The 17,228-nt window shown below is 55.4% G+C and carries 19 protein-coding genes; 5 read left to right on the forward strand and 14 right to left on the reverse strand.

All coding sequences use genetic code 11. The features are described from left to right. The first annotated feature begins 51 nt into the window (after nucleotides 1-51). Nucleotides 52-984 carry a glycerophosphodiester phosphodiesterase gene (locus tag HZS81_RS02400; protein ID WP_179928931.1) on the forward strand — a complete coding sequence of 311 codons (933 nt, stop codon included), beginning with the start codon at nucleotides 52-54 and terminating at the stop codon, nucleotides 982-984. A gap of 53 nt (nucleotides 985-1,037) precedes the next feature. Here HZS81_RS02400 and HZS81_RS02405 read toward each other — a convergent pair whose 3' ends face one another. Further along, the gene (locus HZS81_RS02405) at nucleotides 1,038-1,931 is read right to left on the reverse strand and encodes a dihydrodipicolinate synthase family protein (protein WP_179928932.1); all 894 of its coding nucleotides are present in this window, start codon (nucleotides 1,929-1,931) and stop codon (nucleotides 1,038-1,040) included. Between the two features lie 13 nt (nucleotides 1,932-1,944). Next, nucleotides 1,945-2,346 carry a DUF2306 domain-containing protein gene (locus HZS81_RS02410; protein ID WP_338401805.1) on the reverse strand — a complete coding sequence of 134 codons (402 nt, stop codon included), beginning with the start codon at nucleotides 2,344-2,346 and terminating at the stop codon, nucleotides 1,945-1,947. Nucleotides 2,347-2,414: 68 nt separating this feature from the next. Here HZS81_RS02410 and HZS81_RS02415 point away from each other — a divergent pair, with 68 nt between their 5' ends. Next, entirely contained in the window at nucleotides 2,415-2,942 is a 528-nt protein-coding gene (locus HZS81_RS02415) for a PadR family transcriptional regulator (RefSeq protein ID WP_179928933.1), read from the forward strand. Nucleotides 2,943-2,948: 6 nt separating this feature from the next. On the opposite strand, the gene HZS81_RS02420 is transcribed toward HZS81_RS02415, so the two are convergent. Then, a complete protein-coding gene (locus HZS81_RS02420; RefSeq protein ID WP_179928934.1) occupies nucleotides 2,949-3,578 on the reverse strand; it encodes a hypothetical protein in 630 nt (209 codons plus the stop codon). Nucleotides 3,579-3,722: 144 nt separating this feature from the next. Then, nucleotides 3,723-4,643: a formate/nitrite transporter family protein gene (locus HZS81_RS02425; RefSeq protein WP_179928935.1), complete on the reverse strand. Its 921-nt coding sequence runs from the start codon at nucleotides 4,641-4,643 to the stop codon at nucleotides 3,723-3,725. A 238-nt stretch (nucleotides 4,644-4,881) separates the two neighbouring features. Between HZS81_RS02425 and HZS81_RS02430 the strand changes: the two genes are divergently transcribed. Beyond that, on the forward strand, nucleotides 4,882-5,649 hold the full coding sequence (locus tag HZS81_RS02430) for a class I SAM-dependent methyltransferase (RefSeq protein ID WP_179928936.1): 768 nt from the start codon (nucleotides 4,882-4,884) through the stop codon (nucleotides 5,647-5,649). A gap of 44 nt (nucleotides 5,650-5,693) precedes the next feature. Here the strand turns inward: HZS81_RS02430 and HZS81_RS02435 are convergent, their stop codons facing one another. Both HZS81_RS02435 and HZS81_RS02440 read right to left on the reverse strand, forming a co-directional pair. Further along, on the reverse strand, nucleotides 5,694-7,376 hold the full coding sequence (locus HZS81_RS02435) for a methyl-accepting chemotaxis protein (protein WP_179928937.1): 1,683 nt from the start codon (nucleotides 7,374-7,376) through the stop codon (nucleotides 5,694-5,696). A gap of 181 nt (nucleotides 7,377-7,557) precedes the next feature. After that, a complete protein-coding gene (locus HZS81_RS02440; protein WP_179928938.1) occupies nucleotides 7,558-8,616 on the reverse strand; it encodes an NAD(P)-dependent alcohol dehydrogenase in 1,059 nt (352 codons plus the stop codon). A gap of 199 nt (nucleotides 8,617-8,815) precedes the next feature. On the opposite strand from HZS81_RS02440, the gene HZS81_RS02445 reads away from it, so the two are divergent. Together HZS81_RS02445 and HZS81_RS02450 are read left to right on the forward strand one after the other, a co-directional pair. Then, complete coding sequence (locus HZS81_RS02445; protein WP_241697341.1) at nucleotides 8,816-9,733, forward strand: AraC family transcriptional regulator; 918 nt, start codon at nucleotides 8,816-8,818, stop codon at nucleotides 9,731-9,733. A gap of 28 nt (nucleotides 9,734-9,761) precedes the next feature. Beyond that, nucleotides 9,762-9,974 carry a putative quorum-sensing-regulated virulence factor gene (locus tag HZS81_RS02450; protein ID WP_179928939.1) on the forward strand — a complete coding sequence of 71 codons (213 nt, stop codon included), beginning with the start codon at nucleotides 9,762-9,764 and terminating at the stop codon, nucleotides 9,972-9,974. Between the two features lie 44 nt (nucleotides 9,975-10,018). On the opposite strand, the gene HZS81_RS02455 is transcribed toward HZS81_RS02450, so the two are convergent. The 8 genes from HZS81_RS02455 to HZS81_RS02490 form a co-directional block, all read right to left on the reverse strand. Then, nucleotides 10,019-10,372: a hypothetical protein gene (locus tag HZS81_RS02455; protein ID WP_179928940.1), complete on the reverse strand. Its 354-nt coding sequence runs from the start codon at nucleotides 10,370-10,372 to the stop codon at nucleotides 10,019-10,021. Nucleotides 10,373-10,413: 41 nt separating this feature from the next. Beyond that, the gene (locus HZS81_RS02460; RefSeq protein ID WP_179928941.1) at nucleotides 10,414-10,983 is read right to left on the reverse strand and encodes a DJ-1/PfpI family protein; all 570 of its coding nucleotides are present in this window, start codon (nucleotides 10,981-10,983) and stop codon (nucleotides 10,414-10,416) included. A 146-nt stretch (nucleotides 10,984-11,129) separates the two neighbouring features. Further along, on the reverse strand, nucleotides 11,130-11,762 hold the full coding sequence (locus tag HZS81_RS02465) for an SDR family oxidoreductase (protein WP_179928942.1): 633 nt from the start codon (nucleotides 11,760-11,762) through the stop codon (nucleotides 11,130-11,132). A gap of 79 nt (nucleotides 11,763-11,841) precedes the next feature. Next, the gene (locus tag HZS81_RS02470) at nucleotides 11,842-12,456 is read right to left on the reverse strand and encodes a flavin reductase family protein (RefSeq protein ID WP_179928943.1); all 615 of its coding nucleotides are present in this window, start codon (nucleotides 12,454-12,456) and stop codon (nucleotides 11,842-11,844) included. A gap of 16 nt (nucleotides 12,457-12,472) precedes the next feature. Then, complete coding sequence (locus tag HZS81_RS02475; RefSeq protein WP_179928944.1) at nucleotides 12,473-13,534, reverse strand: proline racemase family protein; 1,062 nt, start codon at nucleotides 13,532-13,534, stop codon at nucleotides 12,473-12,475. After that, nucleotides 13,531-14,733 carry an alcohol dehydrogenase catalytic domain-containing protein gene (locus tag HZS81_RS02480; RefSeq protein WP_241697342.1) on the reverse strand — a complete coding sequence of 401 codons (1,203 nt, stop codon included), beginning with the start codon at nucleotides 14,731-14,733 and terminating at the stop codon, nucleotides 13,531-13,533. Before HZS81_RS02480 ends, HZS81_RS02475 begins: the two co-directional genes overlap by 4 nt. Before the next feature lie 104 nt (nucleotides 14,734-14,837). Further along, nucleotides 14,838-15,806, reverse strand: coding sequence for a magnesium transporter CorA family protein (locus HZS81_RS02485; RefSeq protein WP_179928945.1), 969 nt, complete (start codon nucleotides 15,804-15,806; stop codon nucleotides 14,838-14,840). Beyond that, nucleotides 15,803-17,224, reverse strand: a complete 1,422-nt coding sequence (locus tag HZS81_RS02490; protein ID WP_179928946.1) for a diguanylate cyclase domain-containing protein — start codon at nucleotides 17,222-17,224, stop codon at nucleotides 15,803-15,805. Before HZS81_RS02490 ends, HZS81_RS02485 begins: the two co-directional genes overlap by 4 nt. Between the last annotated feature and the right edge of the window lie 4 nt (nucleotides 17,225-17,228).

Raw genomic sequence — 17,228 nt, forward strand, 5'->3', positions numbered from 1 at the left:
GCTGAACAAACATTCAAAAAAACCCTTCACCCTGCGAATATAGGTGCCTCAATGAAACAACTCACTAAAACGCTCCCTGTTGCACTCCTTACTGCCGCTGCCTTTCCTGCTATCGGCCACGCGAGCACTCCCGCGCTTGAAGAACAACTTGCCGAGCTGCAGCACTTTCAAGTCATCGCCCACCGCGGCGCCAGCGGCCACGCGCCGGAAAGCACCATGGCGGCCTTTGAGATGGCCCATGAGTGGGACGTCGATTACCTGGAGTTGGACGCCCAGCTATCGTCCGATGGTGAAGTGGTGGTGTTTCATGATGACACCATCGACCGCACCAGTGACGGCGAAGGCGCGATCAACGACTACACCCTGGAAGAGCTGAAAGCGCTGGATACCGGCACCTGGTTCAACGAGGCAAACCCCGATAGCGCCAGCGATGACTTTGCAGGGGCGAAGATGCTCACCCTGGATGAGCTCTTCGAGCGCTTTGGCCACGATGCCCGCTACTACATCGAGACCAAGTCGCCGCAGCTGAACCCGGGCCTGGAAGAAGCCCTGGTGGAAAAGCTGGAAGAGCACGACATGATCGAGAACGGTCGCGTCCTGGTGCAGTCCTTCGAGCAGGACAGCCTGTTGAAAGTGCAGGAATTGAACGACGACGTGCCGCTGATCCAGCTAGTGTGGTACTACCCCAGCGAAGAAGACAATTCGAAACTGGTGGAATGGACGAACGTAACGCCAGGGACCTCTGAGATTACCGATGAAGACTTCCAGGCAGTCGCCGACTACGCCGTGGGCATTGGCACCAACTACCTTTATGACGGTCAGCCAGTGATTGACGCCGACTTTATCCAGCAAGCCCAGGAAAACGGCCTGCCGGTACACGTCTATACCATCAACGAAACCGAGGAAATGGAGCGTCTGATGGACATGGGCGTCAACGGTCTGTTCACCAACTACCCTGACCGCCTGTTGGAACTTGTCGAGTAACCACCGCTTCACGCTCTATCGCACCCGGCCGAGGCCGGGTGTTTTTTTGCACCTCACACCAGAGACAGCTGCTCTATCACCTTCACCACCCTTTCCCTGGCGCTGCCCTGCAGCGTCTTGAGCGGCAGGGGCAAACACGGGTGACTCACCCTGCCCGTGATTTCGGCCATGGTGGCAATGACCCTCAAGCTACCGCCGTAGTCGCGATAAAGCGCCCAAAGTGATTCAAGTTCACAGTTGATAGCCTGCGCTTTGTCAGGTTCTCCTGCCTGAGCCGCGCGGGTGATCGCCAGCGCTGTCTCGGGAAACAAACCACCCAAGACCGAGTACCATGCATCGCAGCCGGCACTGAGCCCTGCCGCGGCCATCGGATCACCGCTGATGCCGATGGTGACATCGCCAGGTATTAATGCGCGCAACCGCTCAACTCGCTCCCGCACGGCGGCCTGGTTGCCTGCGACCGGGGGAATCTTAATGGAATGAACCTGCGATAGTTGCGCGATGCGGCCATGCAGTTCGTCGCTGAACGTAAAATGCGTGGTACCGGGGTTATCGTAAACGCAGAGCGGCACGCTGAGCGATTGGCCTACCGTCTCATAAAGGCCATAGACTTCGTCATTGGTGAGCGTTTGGTAAGAAACCGGTGCCAACAACACGCCACTAGCACCTGCCAGTTGGGCGTTTTCTGCGTGGATTAACACATCCCGAGTACGCAGTGCACCAATGCCAACGATAACCGGCACCTTGTCGGCGCTCGCCACAGCAAGCTGGGTAACGCGAGCACGCTCCGCTTGGCTTAAATAGGCATAGCTGCCGGTGGATCCTAGCGCCCCGATGGAATCCACCTCTGCCTCGGCTAAGTGTTCGACTAACCGGATAAACTCGCGTTCTTGGAGCCCCTGCTCATTCATGGGGGTTAACGGAAAGGCGCTCAGGCCATGAAACATTACCTACTCCTAATTACCAAATACCCAGTTGCGTTGAAACCCATCGACCCGGCATTAACGTTCCAATAAAAGCCCCCACTAAGCCAAAATAAGCGCCTTGCATCCAACGTTGATGGCCTCTTATCTGACCTTTTGATATCGCGATAAGCGCCAAGGTTAGCGAGACAAGCATCCAAAGCGATAACAAATGTATTGGGCCGAAATGCCCAACCAGGGGCAGCACCCCACCACCTAACCAGAATGAGCTTAGCGCTGATGCCGCCATCAATGAAACCCACATCCCCCCCAGTAATTGATGTAACCGAGTTCCTTTGCGACCCAGCAGTACCAATGCCCCTAACGCTAGCCCAAGAAACGAGGCCCATATATGCAATATCAGCATCATTGTTTCCCCATATAGTGCCACTTGTTGCATATTAGCTAGCGTAGTATTGGCAGACTTGATATGCAACAATATGCATAACAAATACAGTAGGGTAATTTATGGCACTAAAAGCTGTACTGCTTATTACACTGCAACGAGAACCCGGCTCTGGATACGATGTGCTGCAGCGTTTTAAAACCGGACTTGCCCACGTTTGGCATGCAAGTCATCAACAGATTTACCGAGAGCTGGATAAGCTGCACATGGCGGAATTGCTTAGCTGCGAAACTATTCCGCAACAAGACCGCCCGGACCGCAAGGTCTACCGCATCACTGAGGAGGGCGTTGCATTTTTGGAAACGTGGTTGGCGGAGCCGCTCGGTCCTCAGCCAGTCCGCTCGCCGTTGTTCGCAAAATTTTTTGCCTGGGAACGATGGCCAGATGAGGCTAGGCACGCAGAATTGTTAGCCCTTCGTGAATCACTTAACGTGAGGTTGAGGAGCTACCAAGCCATTGAGGCAACGTGGTTTGCTGACCCGGCATCACTGACTGCCGAGGAACGAGCGCCCTGGCACACACTTCGCCTAGGCCAGCGACTGACTCAAACATGGCTAACCTGGATTGATGAAGTGCTAACTGACGGCTAGCAGCAATCAGCTAGACGTTGACCGCTGAAAATCGTTAACCGAGATACAGGCAAATTTTTCCAGAAAAAACACGAGCGATTCAGGATGGTGGAAGCGTTCGCTAAAGGCTTCCTGACCTTCCGGCGAGTGGCGGGTAATGTTGGCTTCGTACTCATTACCCACTTTAAACACGTTGGCGTGGTTTTCGCGCTCGCCTTCTCGGTGGATCGCGGTGAGCGCCGTTTGTTGATGGAACATAGCGCGCAAACGACTGGCGGCGTTTCGCTCTTCTTCCGTGGCCCATAACGGCTGATCCCGGTTACCGTAGTGGTAAAGCACCATGGCCAGTAACAGCGCAAAAATGCTGCTGATCAGCATCCAGGTGAGGGTCACGCTCGATACCGGCACCAACGCTATGACCACCAGCTGTGCAACGCCACCCACCGCCAAGGCGACGGCCAGCGGACGCCACATACGCGGGCTCATGACGCTGCGCTGAAGGCTTGTCCCCCACAGCCCCAACACGGCAAAAAAACCGACGACCAGATAGACCGCTGCCAACGGTGTACCGCCGCCCATCAGCACAGCGACAATACCGATTACCAGCAATAGACTGTAGAACGCTGCCAGTAGGCAGTAGGCACGCTTTAAGGTCATAGGGGTCTCCTGAACATCGCAGTTGTTGTGTAGACATCTTGTTCCTCGGAGTATAGCCAATTCATCCAAGCGTGCCCGCAGGCCTGAGGTTTGTTCCCCCCATGGGTTATCAACGTTATACGGCGGCCAACCACTTGGGATCAGCTAGGTTTGATCTTTAATGGAGATGTCTTTGTCGCCACGAATTTGGGCGTGGCTGATCAGCGCGAAGATAAACGTGCCGCCAATCACATTGCCCACCAGCGTTGGCAAGCCGAATTGGAACAGCAGTTCATGCCAGTTGATATTACCCACCAGCAGCAGGTAAACCGCCTCGCTGGCCCCGACCACAATATGGGTGAACCCACCGATCGCCATGACATAGGTGATGATGATGATAATCCATACTTTGGCTTCCCCTGCAGCAGGGATCAGCCACACCAGGGTGGCAACCATCCAGCCGGCAAGAATTGCTTTGGCGAACATTTCGTAGGGCGAATTTTCCATAATGTGCTCGCCCAAGGTAATAAACGCTTTGTGGGTAGCGTCGTCGAACATCGGCATGTACAAAAAAGTAACGGCAGATATCGCCGCACCCGCCAAGTTGCCGAATAACACCACGCTCCAAAGCCGTCCCAGGGAACCAAGGCTCTTCCGCGTTGGCTGGCTCATAACGGGCAAGACGGCTGTGACGGTATTTTCGGTGAAAAGCTGTTGGCGGGCCAAAATCACGGCAATAAACCCAATGGTGTAACCCAGGCATTCCACTAAGAACCCCACATCGCTATCGGGCAGTTTGGCGTGCATGATGCCGCGCGCCACCATGGAAAAGCTCATCGATATGCCTGCAGCCACCGCCGAGAGCAACAGCGCCATCGACCCGCGCGCCAATTCTTTTTGGCCATCCAAACGCAGGCGCTGGTGAACCGCCGCCGCCTGGGACGGGAGTTCATGGGGTTTATCGTTACGGGTACGGTGAGAACTGTGCTTGGTGTCGGCGCTTTTGTCTGAGCCTTCTTGCTCATCGCCCGAGTCGGCGTCTAAGCCCCCTTCAAAATCATCTTCCGCTTGTTCTTCCTCACTCATGCTGTGCGTCCTGTGCCAACGATACGAAATAGAGGAACATACACTTTTAAGCGTAGTGGTAGCTCAGCTAATTGGATAGCCAGCGCCCATTTACTGAACCCGTGTTAAGCCACCAATTACTCAGATACAAAAACCAGCTTTTACGTTGCATTAAAATGCCGATGGCACAACGCAGTTAGCCGTGTATCACGCTATACTTAGTCAATGACTCAAATCGAACGCTACCATAGAAGCTTTTATGACTGATTCATCACGCCAGCCTACCAGGCAACCTTGGAATCCTGAGGGGTACGCCCAGCATGCGAACTTCGCACCCAATCAAGGTGATGAGGCATTAAGCATGCTTGCGCCCCAACAAGGCGAGCGAATTTTGGTGCTGGGCTGCGGCGATGGCACGCTGATTGAGCGCATCGCCAAACGCGGGGCCGAGGTCGTGGGGGTAGATACCGCGAAAGAACGGGTCGCCACTGCGCAAGAGCGCGGGGTGGATGCCCGTGTTATGGATGCCTACCAAATGACCTTTGATCACGAGTTTGATGCGGTATTTAGCTACGGACTGCTGCACTGGATGCTTGATCCGCAAACAGTATTGGCAGGCGTTAAGCGGGCGCTAAAACCCGGCGGACGCTTTGTGGCCGAATTTGGCGGACATGGCAATACTGCGGCGATTTGCACGGCGCTGATCGCTGCGCTGCAGTTTCGTGGCATTAGCACCCATGGGCGCTACCCGTGGTATTTCCCCACGCCGGATGAGTATCGGCATGTATTGGAAACCGTTGGGTTTAAGGTCAAGAGTCTTGCGCTAGTACCATCCCCGAAAATTTTACCCCCGGGGATGGAGCGCTGGCTAACACATTTTGCCGAACCGTTTATACACGGCCTTGAAGAGGATCTGCGCTTCACGATTATCGATAACGCGCTTCTGACTTTGGGCTACACCCTACACGATGGCTATGACAATTGGACGGCGGATTACGTCTATATAAGAGTCAGCGCCAGCGTCTAGATGTCTTACCCCGCCTCGTATGAGGCAGGGTAAGTCTTCGTGATTTAGAACTCTTCCCACTCATCGTTATCATGTTGCGCTGGCACTGCCTGCTTGTCACGCGGGGGTTCTGGGCTTTCCTTTCGGGGCGCCGCCAGCACTGAGGCGTCCTTCGCGCCGACACTTTGTCGTGCCACGTCGTCACCCTGCTCTATCCGGAAGGTCGCCATCAAGTCGGCCAGCTGTTTCGCTTGCCCCTCTAACGACACAGCAGCCACGTTGGTCTGCTGCACCAGGGCAGCATTTTGCTGGGTCACGGAGTCCATCTCGGTCAGTGCCGCATTGATTTGTTCAATACCGTTGTTTTGCTCACGCGTGGCGGTGGAAATCTCGCTCACTAGTGTGGTGACCTGACGGATGGAATCCACGGTATCGTTGATCGTCTCGCCGCTTCGCTCTGCTTGTGCCGCGCCCTGGTTGATCTGACCGGTGGTCGCTTCAATTAACTGCCGGATCTCTTTGGCCGAATCAGCGCTGCGGCTTGCCAGCAAACGCACTTCGCTGGCGACAACGGCAAACCCCCTTCCCTGTTCACCGGCCCGTGCCGCCTCTACCGAGGCATTTAAGGCAAGAATATTGGTTTGAAAGGCAATGGAGTCAATCACACCGATGATGTCGTTGACGCGTTCAGCACTTATGGCGATATCCCGCATTAGCTGAACCGTATGAGATACCTCTTTGCCCCCGGCTTCGGCCGACTGCGAAGCCGCCACCGACAGTTGATCCGCTTCTTGGGCCGTTTCGGTATTGCGGCTAATCGCAGAAGCCATTTGCTCCATGCTGGAGGCGGTTTGTTGTAGCGCTGAGGCTTGTTGCTCTGTCCGCGCTGAGAGATCTTGGCTACCCGCTGAAATATCGCCAGAGCCACTGAACACACTATCGCTATTTTCACGTAGCGAAGTCACCAGCGACTTAAGTTTGGTCTGCATAAAGGCTAACCCTTTATAGAGTTGCCCGACTTCATTTCGGCCTCGGTCTTCAATGTTTGCGGTTAAATCGCCGTTGGCAATCCGCTCAAAATGGCTAACCGCCTCGCGCAGTGGTGTCACCAGACCGCGCACAATCACCATGCGCATGATCAGCGTTGCCAGTACGGCAATGACCAGCAGGATAATGGCGATCATCCCCACGATATTATTCAATGAGGAGACATTGTCCAACATGGTGTCGCTACGCTGGTTGGCGTATCCCGTAAACGCCAGCATGGCGTCATCGAAGGCAGCCCCCAGCTCACTTAACTCTTCCTGACGGAACTGGACTTGAAACGGCGCTGCGTCGAGTAGGGGAATGATACCCTCGGTGACGAAAGCATCGTAAGCCACCACCATATCCTCGACATATTCGCTGCGAGGGTCATCCTCAGCCAGCTCAACCTGGCGGAACTGCTCGAAACGCTCTTCGGCGGCTTCAACGGCAGCGCGAGCCATTTCCTGGCTTTCCTGGCCTTTGTCAGGGTTCCCCTGGGTGCTGAAGCTGGCGTAGCGGTCTAAAAACGTTTGAGCTCGTAGGGCATTGACTTGGGTACGGTTAGCGGCGTTCGCCAATTCTTCATTGTTAATGGCTAATTCGTGCAGTGCTTTTTCACTGGTAACGCTCGAGTAAAAGCTCAGCCCGCTAACCAACCCAATGATTAATAGCAATATCACCAGCGCAGCGGTTAGGCTCCATTTAATCGAAAGGTTATGCATCCTGTTGATCCCTTTGCTTTTTTAGGTGTGAATATCAACGGCCATCGGCCAAGCCTGACCAATATGAAGTAACATTACCAAAATATAGACCTTAGACTAATAAAAAACGCCACCGAGGGCACTCCCCCGATGGCGTTTTCAGCAGCATCTACCGCGCCGCTGCTAGTTTTTCTCTATGGTTTTACGCTGCGTTTTTCAGCGATTTCATATCGATAACAAAACGGTAGTGAACATCGCCTTTTTTCATGCGCTCAAAGGCCTCGTTGATGTTCTGCATATCGATCATTTCCACATCGCAGGTGATGTTGTGCTCGGCGCAGAAATCCAACAGTTCTTGTGTCTCGGCGATACCGCCAATCAGCGACCCCGCCAGTACACGGCGCTTAAAGATCAGGTTGGCACCTTGAACAGCCGGTTCAATGGGGTCCATCAACCCAACCATGATGTGGGTACCGTCGTACTTAAGCGTAGCGAGGTAAGGGTTGATATCGTGCTGGACCGGCACGGTATCGAGCATGAAATCGTAAGTTTCAGCCACCGCTTTCATTTGCGCTTCGTCGGTTGAGACCACGACGTGATCGGCGCCGTGGCGCTTGGCTTCCTCGACTTTGGCGTCAGAGCGGGTAAATACCGTGACCTCAGCGCCAAGCGCTTTGGCCAGTTTCACGCCCATATGGCCAAGGCCGCCCATGCCGATAACGCCCACTTTATGGCCTTTTTTCACACCATAGTGGCGAAGCGGCGAGTACGTGGTGATGCCAGCGCAAAGAATTGGCGCGGCAGAGGGCAGGTCAATACCTTCCGGCATGGTAAGCACAAAATGCTCGCTGACCACGATCGATTCAGCATAGCCACCTTGGGTCATGGTGCCATCTTGGCGATCATCGCTGCCGTAGGTCATGGTGAAGCCGTTTAAACAATACTGCTCAACGTCATCCTGGCAGGCCGAACAGGTGCGGCAAGAGTCGACCATGCAGCCAACGCCGACGACATCGCCGGCCTTAAAGCGCGTGACATCATCACCTACGCTGGTAACACGGCCAACAATCTCATGGCCGGGCACGACGGGGTAACGCGTCAGCCCCCAGTCGTTTTTGGCAAAGTGCAAATCGCTGTGGCATACGCCGCAGTAAAGAATCTCAATGGCGACATCATCGGGGCGCGGCGAACGGCGATCAATCGTTAGCGGTTCAAGCGGCTTATCGTCGGCGTGGGCTGCATATGCATTAGCTTGGCTCATCGAATGAAGCTCCTTTTTCAGTGATCCCCCTCAGCGACGGGGATGGGCGCCCATTATTAACCTAATAGGCTTAGATAGCGATGAACGAAGCTACGAAACTTTTGCACGATCCTCCATACATACGATATAAAATAACAAAAGATGGGCTAGAAAATGTCATAATTATCTTTATTGCTGGAAATTTTCTCATGAGGTAGCTATGTCGGGCGAAGTCTTCAACCCTAGCATGCACATAGACGGCGTGGGCAGTACGCTGGCTGAGTTGATCACCCCGCTGCTGGAACAACAAGGCATAACACCTACCGCACTTAGTGGCGTCACCCTGCTGAGCCTTGACCACCACCGGGCTCGAACACCACTGCTCTACCAGCCTAGCTTAATTATCATTGCCCAAGGGCGGAAGATTGGCTATCTGGGCGATAGGGAAATTCACTACGACCCCGGCCACTACTTGGTACAAACCTTGCCGCTGCCGTTTGAGTGTGAAACCTATGGGACCCCGGAAGCACCTTTACTGGGGGTTTCCATTCAATTGGAGCCGGCGCTACTTAGCGAGATGGTGACCACCATGGGCGATGCGCCCGGCGATTATCCCACTACGATGCCCATGGCATCCGTTGCGATGAATGACGGCATGCACGCCGCGGTAGGGCGACTCGTGAGCGCCCTCCACAATCCGGCGGAACTTGCCACGATGGGTAACGCGCGCATTCGCGATGTCGTATTTGAGGCATTGAAGGGAGACCAAGGCCCGGCACTCAGGGCATTGGTGCGCGGCCACGGCCACTATGCGCGTATCGTTCAGGTGCTGTCATTGCTGCATCGTCACTTCGCCGACGATTACAGCGTCGAGCAGCTAGCCCGGCAGGCCAACATGAGCCCCTCGACGTTTCACCAGCACTTTAAACAAATCACTCGCGCATCGCCAGCGCAATACATCAAGCAGCTGCGGCTGATTAAAGCCCAGCAACTGCTGCTACAAGATGACCATAATGTCAGCCAAGCGGCGCAGGCGGTGGGCTACCGAAGTGGGCCGCAATTCAGTCGCGACTATAAGCGCTATTTTGGCGACGCGCCGTTGCAGCATCGTCGCCAAGAACAGGCCATGCGACACTAAATTAATTATGCTTTAAAGGAATGAACCGGTGAACCCAGAAGACCTTGAGAAGCTGGTAACGCGCACGCTGCCCTTCGGCAAATATGCCGGCTGGCTTATCGCCGACTTACCCGGGCCGTACCTAAACTGGTTTGCGCGGGAAGGTTTTCCTGCGGGAGAAATAGGCCAACTTCTGCATTTAATGCACGAGATTGACCACAACGGTTTGAGTGACCTGCTCGAACCCCTGCGGAAACGATAATGTGCCCAGTACCTGTCGCTGGTACCTTTCACTAGTATCGGTCATTAGCACCTATCCCTAAGCGCCTGCTCACGCTCAGCGATATATAACGCTTTATGTTGGCAGGTATCGGCGGGGAAACGGCCCAACGCTACCGCTCGTTCGAAAAAGCCGGTGGCGGGCAGATCATCGCCTCGACGGCTAACCACCAGCGCGGCGATCATCGGCCGCCCAGCGGCGACATCCTCAGCCATGAGCTGCTCAAGCGCCTGGGCAACGCGCTGAATAGTGCGCGGTGGCGCAAGCCCAAGCGCCTGGGCCACTTGCTGGTAGGTCATGGGTAATGCGTCATCCGGGCTCTCCACCAGCAGTGCGCGCACCTGGGTGGCGATGTCTGAGTTCGTATCACGCTGCGTCATCGTGGCTAGTCGCTTTAACGCTGACTTATATGGCGACCAAATTAGCGATCCAACAAGGCCATAAACTGTGCTAACCACGCGGGGTGAGCAGGCCAAGCCGGAGCTGTGACGAGATTGCCGTCGGTGACCGCGTCGGTCACTTCCAAGTCAGCAAAGCGTCCTCCCGCTAGCTCGACTTCTGGCTGACACGCCGGGTAAGCCGAGCACTGCTTGCCATCTAACACCTTGGCGGCAGCGAGCAGCTGCGCGGCATGACAAATCGCTGCCACGGGCTTATTCGCTTCAAAAAAGTGCTGAATCATTGTTAGCACGTCTTTATTTAAACGTAGATACTCCGGCGCCCGGCCACCCGGCACGACCAACGCATCGTAATCGGCAGGATTAATGCTTTCAAAATCAGCGGTTAGTGCAAAGCGGTGGCCCGGCTTTTCGGTATACGTTTGATCGCCTTCGAAATCATGAATCGCGGTGGCGACGCTATCACCCGCTTTTTTATCCGGGCACACGGCGTCGACTTGGTGGCCAACCGCCATCAATGCCTGAAAGGGCACCATGGTTTCGTAATCTTCGGTAAAGTCACCGGTAATCATTAGGATACGTTTGCCGCTCATGTCTGTACTCCTCGCCGTTATGCAGTGAAATGTATTGTGGTATCAGTGGCAACTACAATCAGTGGTAACTACAATTAGTGGTAACTACAAAATGAGTGTAGTCGAAAGCCAACCACTTCAAGCATTCGACACATCGTTCTGCAGCGTTACTGCATGACGTCTACCAATTCGCGCTGTCCGTCTAGCAAAACAAATTCCCGCTGCGTGGTCTCAGGGTGCTGTAAGGCATAAAGCAGCGCATGAGCGACATTTGCGCGAGATACTTGATTGTCGTCTCCCGCTTCTTCAAGCGAACCGGCAAATCGCTGGCTGGCAGGCTCATTAGTCAGCCGACCGGGCTTTAAGATCACGTGGGGAACAGTGCTCATCTTAAGATGCGCATCGGCCGCGAATTTAGCCGCCATGTAAGGGCGCAGCTTTTCCGGGGCTTCCAACGGGTTTTCTGCGCGCATGGCGCTGATCATCAAATAGCGCGAAAGGCCTTTTTCACTGGCAATATCCGCTGCGCGAATAGCACCGTAAAGGTCAATCATCAGGGTTTTATCGGGGCCGGTATGGGGGCCGGAACCAGCGGCAAAGACGACCTGATCACAACCGTCAAATGCATGGGAAAAGTCGTCTTCTAGATCCGCCACCACGGCATCAATGCCGTGCTGGGTAAACCAGTCGGTTTGCTCATGGCTACGCACCATGGCTTTGATGGGCTCACCGGCCTCTTTCGCTAGCTCGCAAAACTGCTTACCAATCTGGCCGTTAGCACCGATTACCAGTGTCGTCATTACGCCTCCTTTCGCTCTAACATCAAATGCTTTTATAGAGTTAGTGTAGTCGAAAGTCGATAACTTCAACCCTTGAGCGTTACGCGGGGCGTTCCAAGGCGAAACGATCAGTGCAGCGTATGTAATCGCTGCCCGCTAAACGGCCCACGGGCTTAAGCACCTCTATATCCACATGGCGCCCGTCCCAGACGGCGTCGTCGATATAGATCGAGACAACTTCGGCCAGCACCAAACTCCCCGCCATGGGCTGCTCGCCGAAGCGGATCATGTCATAAAGCTTGCAACCAAAAGCGACCGGCGCGGCGGCAACTCGCGGTACGCGAATCCCTGGCATGGTGGCTTTTTCAAGCCCCGCCAAGGCGAACTCATCCTCCTCAGGAGCCAAGCTCGCACTGGTGATATTGAGCGCTTCCACCAGCGCTTCGCCGCATAAGTGCACGACGCACTCGGGCACCTGACATAAGTTGCGCACAGTATCTTTGCTCTGACCTTGCGGCGTTTGTAGCGGTGAGAAACCAAGCACCGGCGGATTGACGCTCACTACGTTAAAAAACGAAAACGGCGCCAAATTCGCGTTGCCCTGGCTATCTTGCGTGGCCACCCAAGCCATCGGCCGCGGGCAGATGGTGCCTGAAAGCAGACGATACAGCGTCCCGGCCTCCAGCGGCTGGTCATCCAAACGGTATTCGCTCATTAGGGATCCTTATCAGTTACGCACCTATTACAAGAGCGTGGGCGTGACGGTCACTTAAGATGTGATGGAGGTTGCCGCAGTAGACCAGCGGGTCTTCGCAATTGATAACGATATCGGATTTCGACAGCACGTAGCTGCGCCCGGTGATGTTATTTTCTACCACCTGGTAAGCCCCCTCTGTATGGGTGCCAGTAAAAGTGCCGATAAAGCCGGTTTCGCGCAGCGAGACGGTTTCCAGCTTATCGCCAAGCTGCAGCCGCCCTTCATAATTCATCAAGGCCAGTCGCGCCGAGGTGCCGGTGCCGGTGGTACTGCGGCAAATAACACCAGGATGAACGTAGGTGGTGGAGCGCGAACGCACGTAGCCATCGGCGATGCGTTCTTCCGGCCCCATAAAGTGAAGAAACGGCAACGGCCCGACATCGCCTAAGGTGTAGTGGGAGAACCCCCGTTCGGCTTTGATCGCCTCGACAATTTTGTGCGCGCAACCGGCCAGCGCTCGCTCCTCTTCGCGGACCAGCTTGAAGCCCAATGCGTCGGCCTCGACCAGCGCGTAAAAGCCGCCGCTGTAGGCGATGGAATAGGTAACTTCGCCAATATCGGGCACGTTGATGGTAGCGCGATAGGTGTCGATATAACTGGGCAGTCCTTCGCAGGTCACCGCATCCACCACGCCGTTTTTCACCGTGGCTTCGATATTCACCAGCCCCGCCGGCGCTTCGAGCTTGAAGTGCTGCACGCCCTCTTGTTTCGCCACGATACCGTGTTCCAGTACGGCGGTAGCGGTGCACAGCGTGTTGGAGCCGGAGTAAATGGGGTAGCCCATGACTTCCATGATGATGTAGCCCGCAACTGCCTCGGGGTGGGTGGCAGGCACAAGCAAATCCACCGACATTTCGGGAATACCGTAAGGCTCGGTCAGCAACAGCTGGCGCAGGCCGTCAGCATCGTCGCGCAGGTACTCCATCTGCTCGCGCACCGTGGCGCCCGGCAGCAAATCGATACCGCCGGTGACAATACGGCTCACGTCGCCGCCTGCGTGGGTATCCATCAGTTGGATGGTATGTGTGGTATTCATGCGCGGCTCACTGACTCGTTAGAAGCATTCTCGTTAGAGGCGTTTAGGGCAAACGGCGCGCCGTGGTTTTGCCACTGGCTGTCCGGGACGATCACGATCTTACCCAGGTAGTTGCTATCGCGATTGACGAAATAGCGCTCGGCCTCGTGCAGCTCGGAGAGTTTGAATGCCGCGTGCAGCACCGGTTTAAGCTCACCGCGTCGAATCCACGCCATCAGCTGTTCGGCCTCTTTGCGAGTGCCGTGGGAGACACCGAAAATTTGCACTTGGTAGAGATAAACCCGCGTCCACATCATCTCGCTGACGTTGCCGCCGCTGGCCCCGGCAATCGATAGGCGCGGGTAGGTGGTGCGCGCTTTCATATCCTGGATCATGGTATCGATAAACAAATTCGTCATCTCACCACCCACCAAGTCCATCACCGCGTCAATCGGCGCGCCGCCGGTTGCCTTAAGCACGCGGTCCACGAACGTTGGCAAATCGCCACGGTCAATCACCGCCTCAGCGCCGAGTTCAAGCAGCGCATCGGCTTTATCGGGTTGGCTCACCGCGTAAGGGATCGCCCCGACCACACGGCAGAGCTGAATCAGCGCCGTGCCCACGCCGCCGCTGGCTCCGCTCACCAGCACGCGCTCGCCGGTGCTCACCTTGGCGGAAGTCATCATATGATAGGCGGTCTGGTACGAGCACATGCCCATGGCGGCAAGCTCGGCGTCGCTGAGCTCAGGATTGGGAATGGAATGAAACTGATCCGCCGGCAGTACGACGTACTCGGCAAAGCCACCATCCGCACCATGGCCGTAGTAGTCCGGCGTTAGGTTGATATCGCGGCGTGCATCAGCGTAAAGGTTGAAATCCAACAGGCCGCGCTCGCCTATGCGCGAGGGGTCAACGCCCTCACCCACGGCGGCCACGCGCCCGGCGATATCCGCGCCTTGAATGCGCGGAAACGTCAGCGTCGGCTCGCCGCCCATGGCAAACGAGGTCACGTCCTGTTTATCTTTGGTCGGGTAGAGCCCTTCGCGCGCCTTGCGGTCGGTGTTGTTCTTGGCGGTTGCGGTCACTTGCACCAGCACCTCGCCCGGCCCCGGGGTCGGCACGGGTACATCGACGCGATATTCAAGCTTTTCAATGCCGCCGTGTCCGGTCAGTACCATAGCGGCCATGCGAGTGGGCAGGTTAGCGATGTTATCTGCCATGGCTGACTCCTCTTGGTTGTCGATAATCAAACCATGACGATAACAAACTTTCGCCGCGTCGCCATGGGGCGCACACGCAATCGCGCACTTCTTATAGCAACAGGTTAAAACCAGCGCTGACGCTTGAAGAGCCAAATTAGCGTGATGCCGATACCCAGCATTACACCCCAGACGAAGAAATAGCCATAGCGGTAGCCAAGCTCGGGCATATATTCAAAGTTCATGCCGTAAATACCGGCGATAAAGGTCAGCGGCACAAAGATGGCGGTGATCACCGTTAGCACGCGCATGGTGATATTGAGCTGATGCGAGGAAATCGAGATATAGCCGTCGACTAAGTCACCGCAAATATCGTAATACATCTGCGTGAGGGTATAGAGACGCTCAAAGCGATCCTCCACATCGGTGATGGCGTGCAGGGTTTCACTATCATCGCGGGGCAGATGCGCGTAGTCATAGGCGGTGAGCTCCTGCGTGATGCCCTTGTGATAGCTGAACACGCGGCGCATTTTGACCAATCGCGAACGGTAGGCGGTAATCCGTCGCATCAGGTCGTCGTTGCCCGCGGCTAGCAGCTCATCTTCGATATCGCTCAGCGCGGTTTCAAATTGCAACAGGCTATCGATATAAAACCCGGCCGAGATGTACATCACACGCAGCGCAACACGCTCAGGGGATTGACGCAAAAGCGTGGCACCTGCCTCGTTGAATAACCGCTCAATGCTTAGGGCTTCACCCGGGTGCAAGGTGATCAAAAAACGTTCGCCGATGAAAAAGCTCACCTGCTGCGGCACATAGTTAAGCTCGGCATCAAACGAGGAAATACCGCGATAGATAATCAGCGTGTGCGTTTCAAACTCTTCTATCTTCGGCGGGTGACGCTCTTTATGAGCATCTTGAATGGCAAGCGGGTGACACTCAAAGGACTCAAGTAACGCTAGCTCCTGCGCCTGCTCCTCGCCGTGCATATCCACCCAGATATGGCTTTTGGGGGTTTCGCGAAAGAGCGCTATCAGCGTTTCATCGCCCTCTTGTGTGGTGCCATCCGGCAGTGTGAGTAATACGCGAATCATGCTTTTCCTTGCTGTGCGATTTTAACTTGCGCTTTGCCTGCTTGCTTGGCTTCGTACATCGCCACGTCGGCGCGCTTTAACAGCTCTTGTGCCGTTTCATTGCTCGCTGGAGTGTAGCTTGCCACGCCAATGCTGGTACTGACATAAAGTGACATTTCGCCCAACTGGATCGGCGCTTCAATGGTAAGAATCAGCTTTTCGCTAAGCCCCTGTATTGCCTCAGGCGCCATTCCTTCTAATACAATCACAAACTCGTCACCCGCCCAGCGCGCGACATAATCGGTTTCGCGCACGCTGTGGCGTAGGCGTTTCGCAATGTCACGCAGCAGCTCATCGCCCACGGCATGGCCGTGATCATCATTCACGGCTTTAAAACCATCCAAGTCTAAAAACAGTACCGCGAGCGGCTGCTGAAGCCGCCGGGCTCTGGCCATGGCATCGAGCAACCGCTCATCTAGCGCACGGCGATTGGGCAGCTGTGTGAGCGCATCTTCTCGCGCCTCTCGGTCGCGCAGCTGCTCTAGCTGACGGCGCTCGGTAATATCGTGGAGAAAGAGGCTATAGCGGTGTTTGCCCTCAACGCGCAGCGATTTCATCCGCACTTCAGCCGGCGTCTCACGGCCATCGCGGCGACAAGCATTCACCTCGATGGGCGTTGCGTCATCGTACTCAGGCACACCATGAGGGAAAATCAGCGCTTGCAGCGACTGCCCTAGCGCCTCTTGGCGCGACCAGCCAAACATCGCCGCTGCGGCACGATTCCAATCCAGCACACGGTGATTTTCATCCGCGCTGATATAGGCGTCGTACGCCGATTCAATGACTAAATTCAGCTCGCGGGTGCGCCGCTCGATCTGTTCTTCGAGACTCCTGTGAAGTGCGTCAAGCTCGCGCTGTGATATCGCGCGGCGCTGCTGCTCGCGGGTCAAATGCTCACGCAGGCGAATCTCATCGTTCAATATATCGGTCAAGTCTTTAAGCGCGGCGAGTTCGTCCTCGTGCAGGTGACGCGGCTGCGTATCCACAACGCAAAGCGAACCAAGCGCATAGCCCTCAGAAGAGAATATCGGTATACCCGCATAAAAGCGTATGCCATTTTCGCAATCGACAAAAGGATTGGCACTAAAGCGTGGGTCTTGACGGGCATCCTCCACCACCAGGGGCGCACCCTCGGCGATAGTGTGCGAACAAAACGCCACTTTCCGCGTTGTTTCTCGGGTATCGGTGCCTACGCGCGATTTGATCCACTGACGGTCGGCATCAATCAACGTTACTGTCGCAATCGGAACGTTTAGCAGCCGAGTAGCCAGCCGAGTGACCCGGTCAAACACCGGGTCATCGGGGGTATCCAGCAGTTTAATCTGGTGTAGCGCGGCCAAGCGCTGTGTTTCATTGGCAGGAATGGGGTAGCCAAGCATAGAG

Origin of the sequence: Vreelandella salicampi (assembly GCF_013415105.1) — a bacterium.
In the GTDB taxonomy this organism is placed as follows: domain Bacteria; phylum Pseudomonadota; class Gammaproteobacteria; order Pseudomonadales; family Halomonadaceae; genus Vreelandella; species Vreelandella salicampi.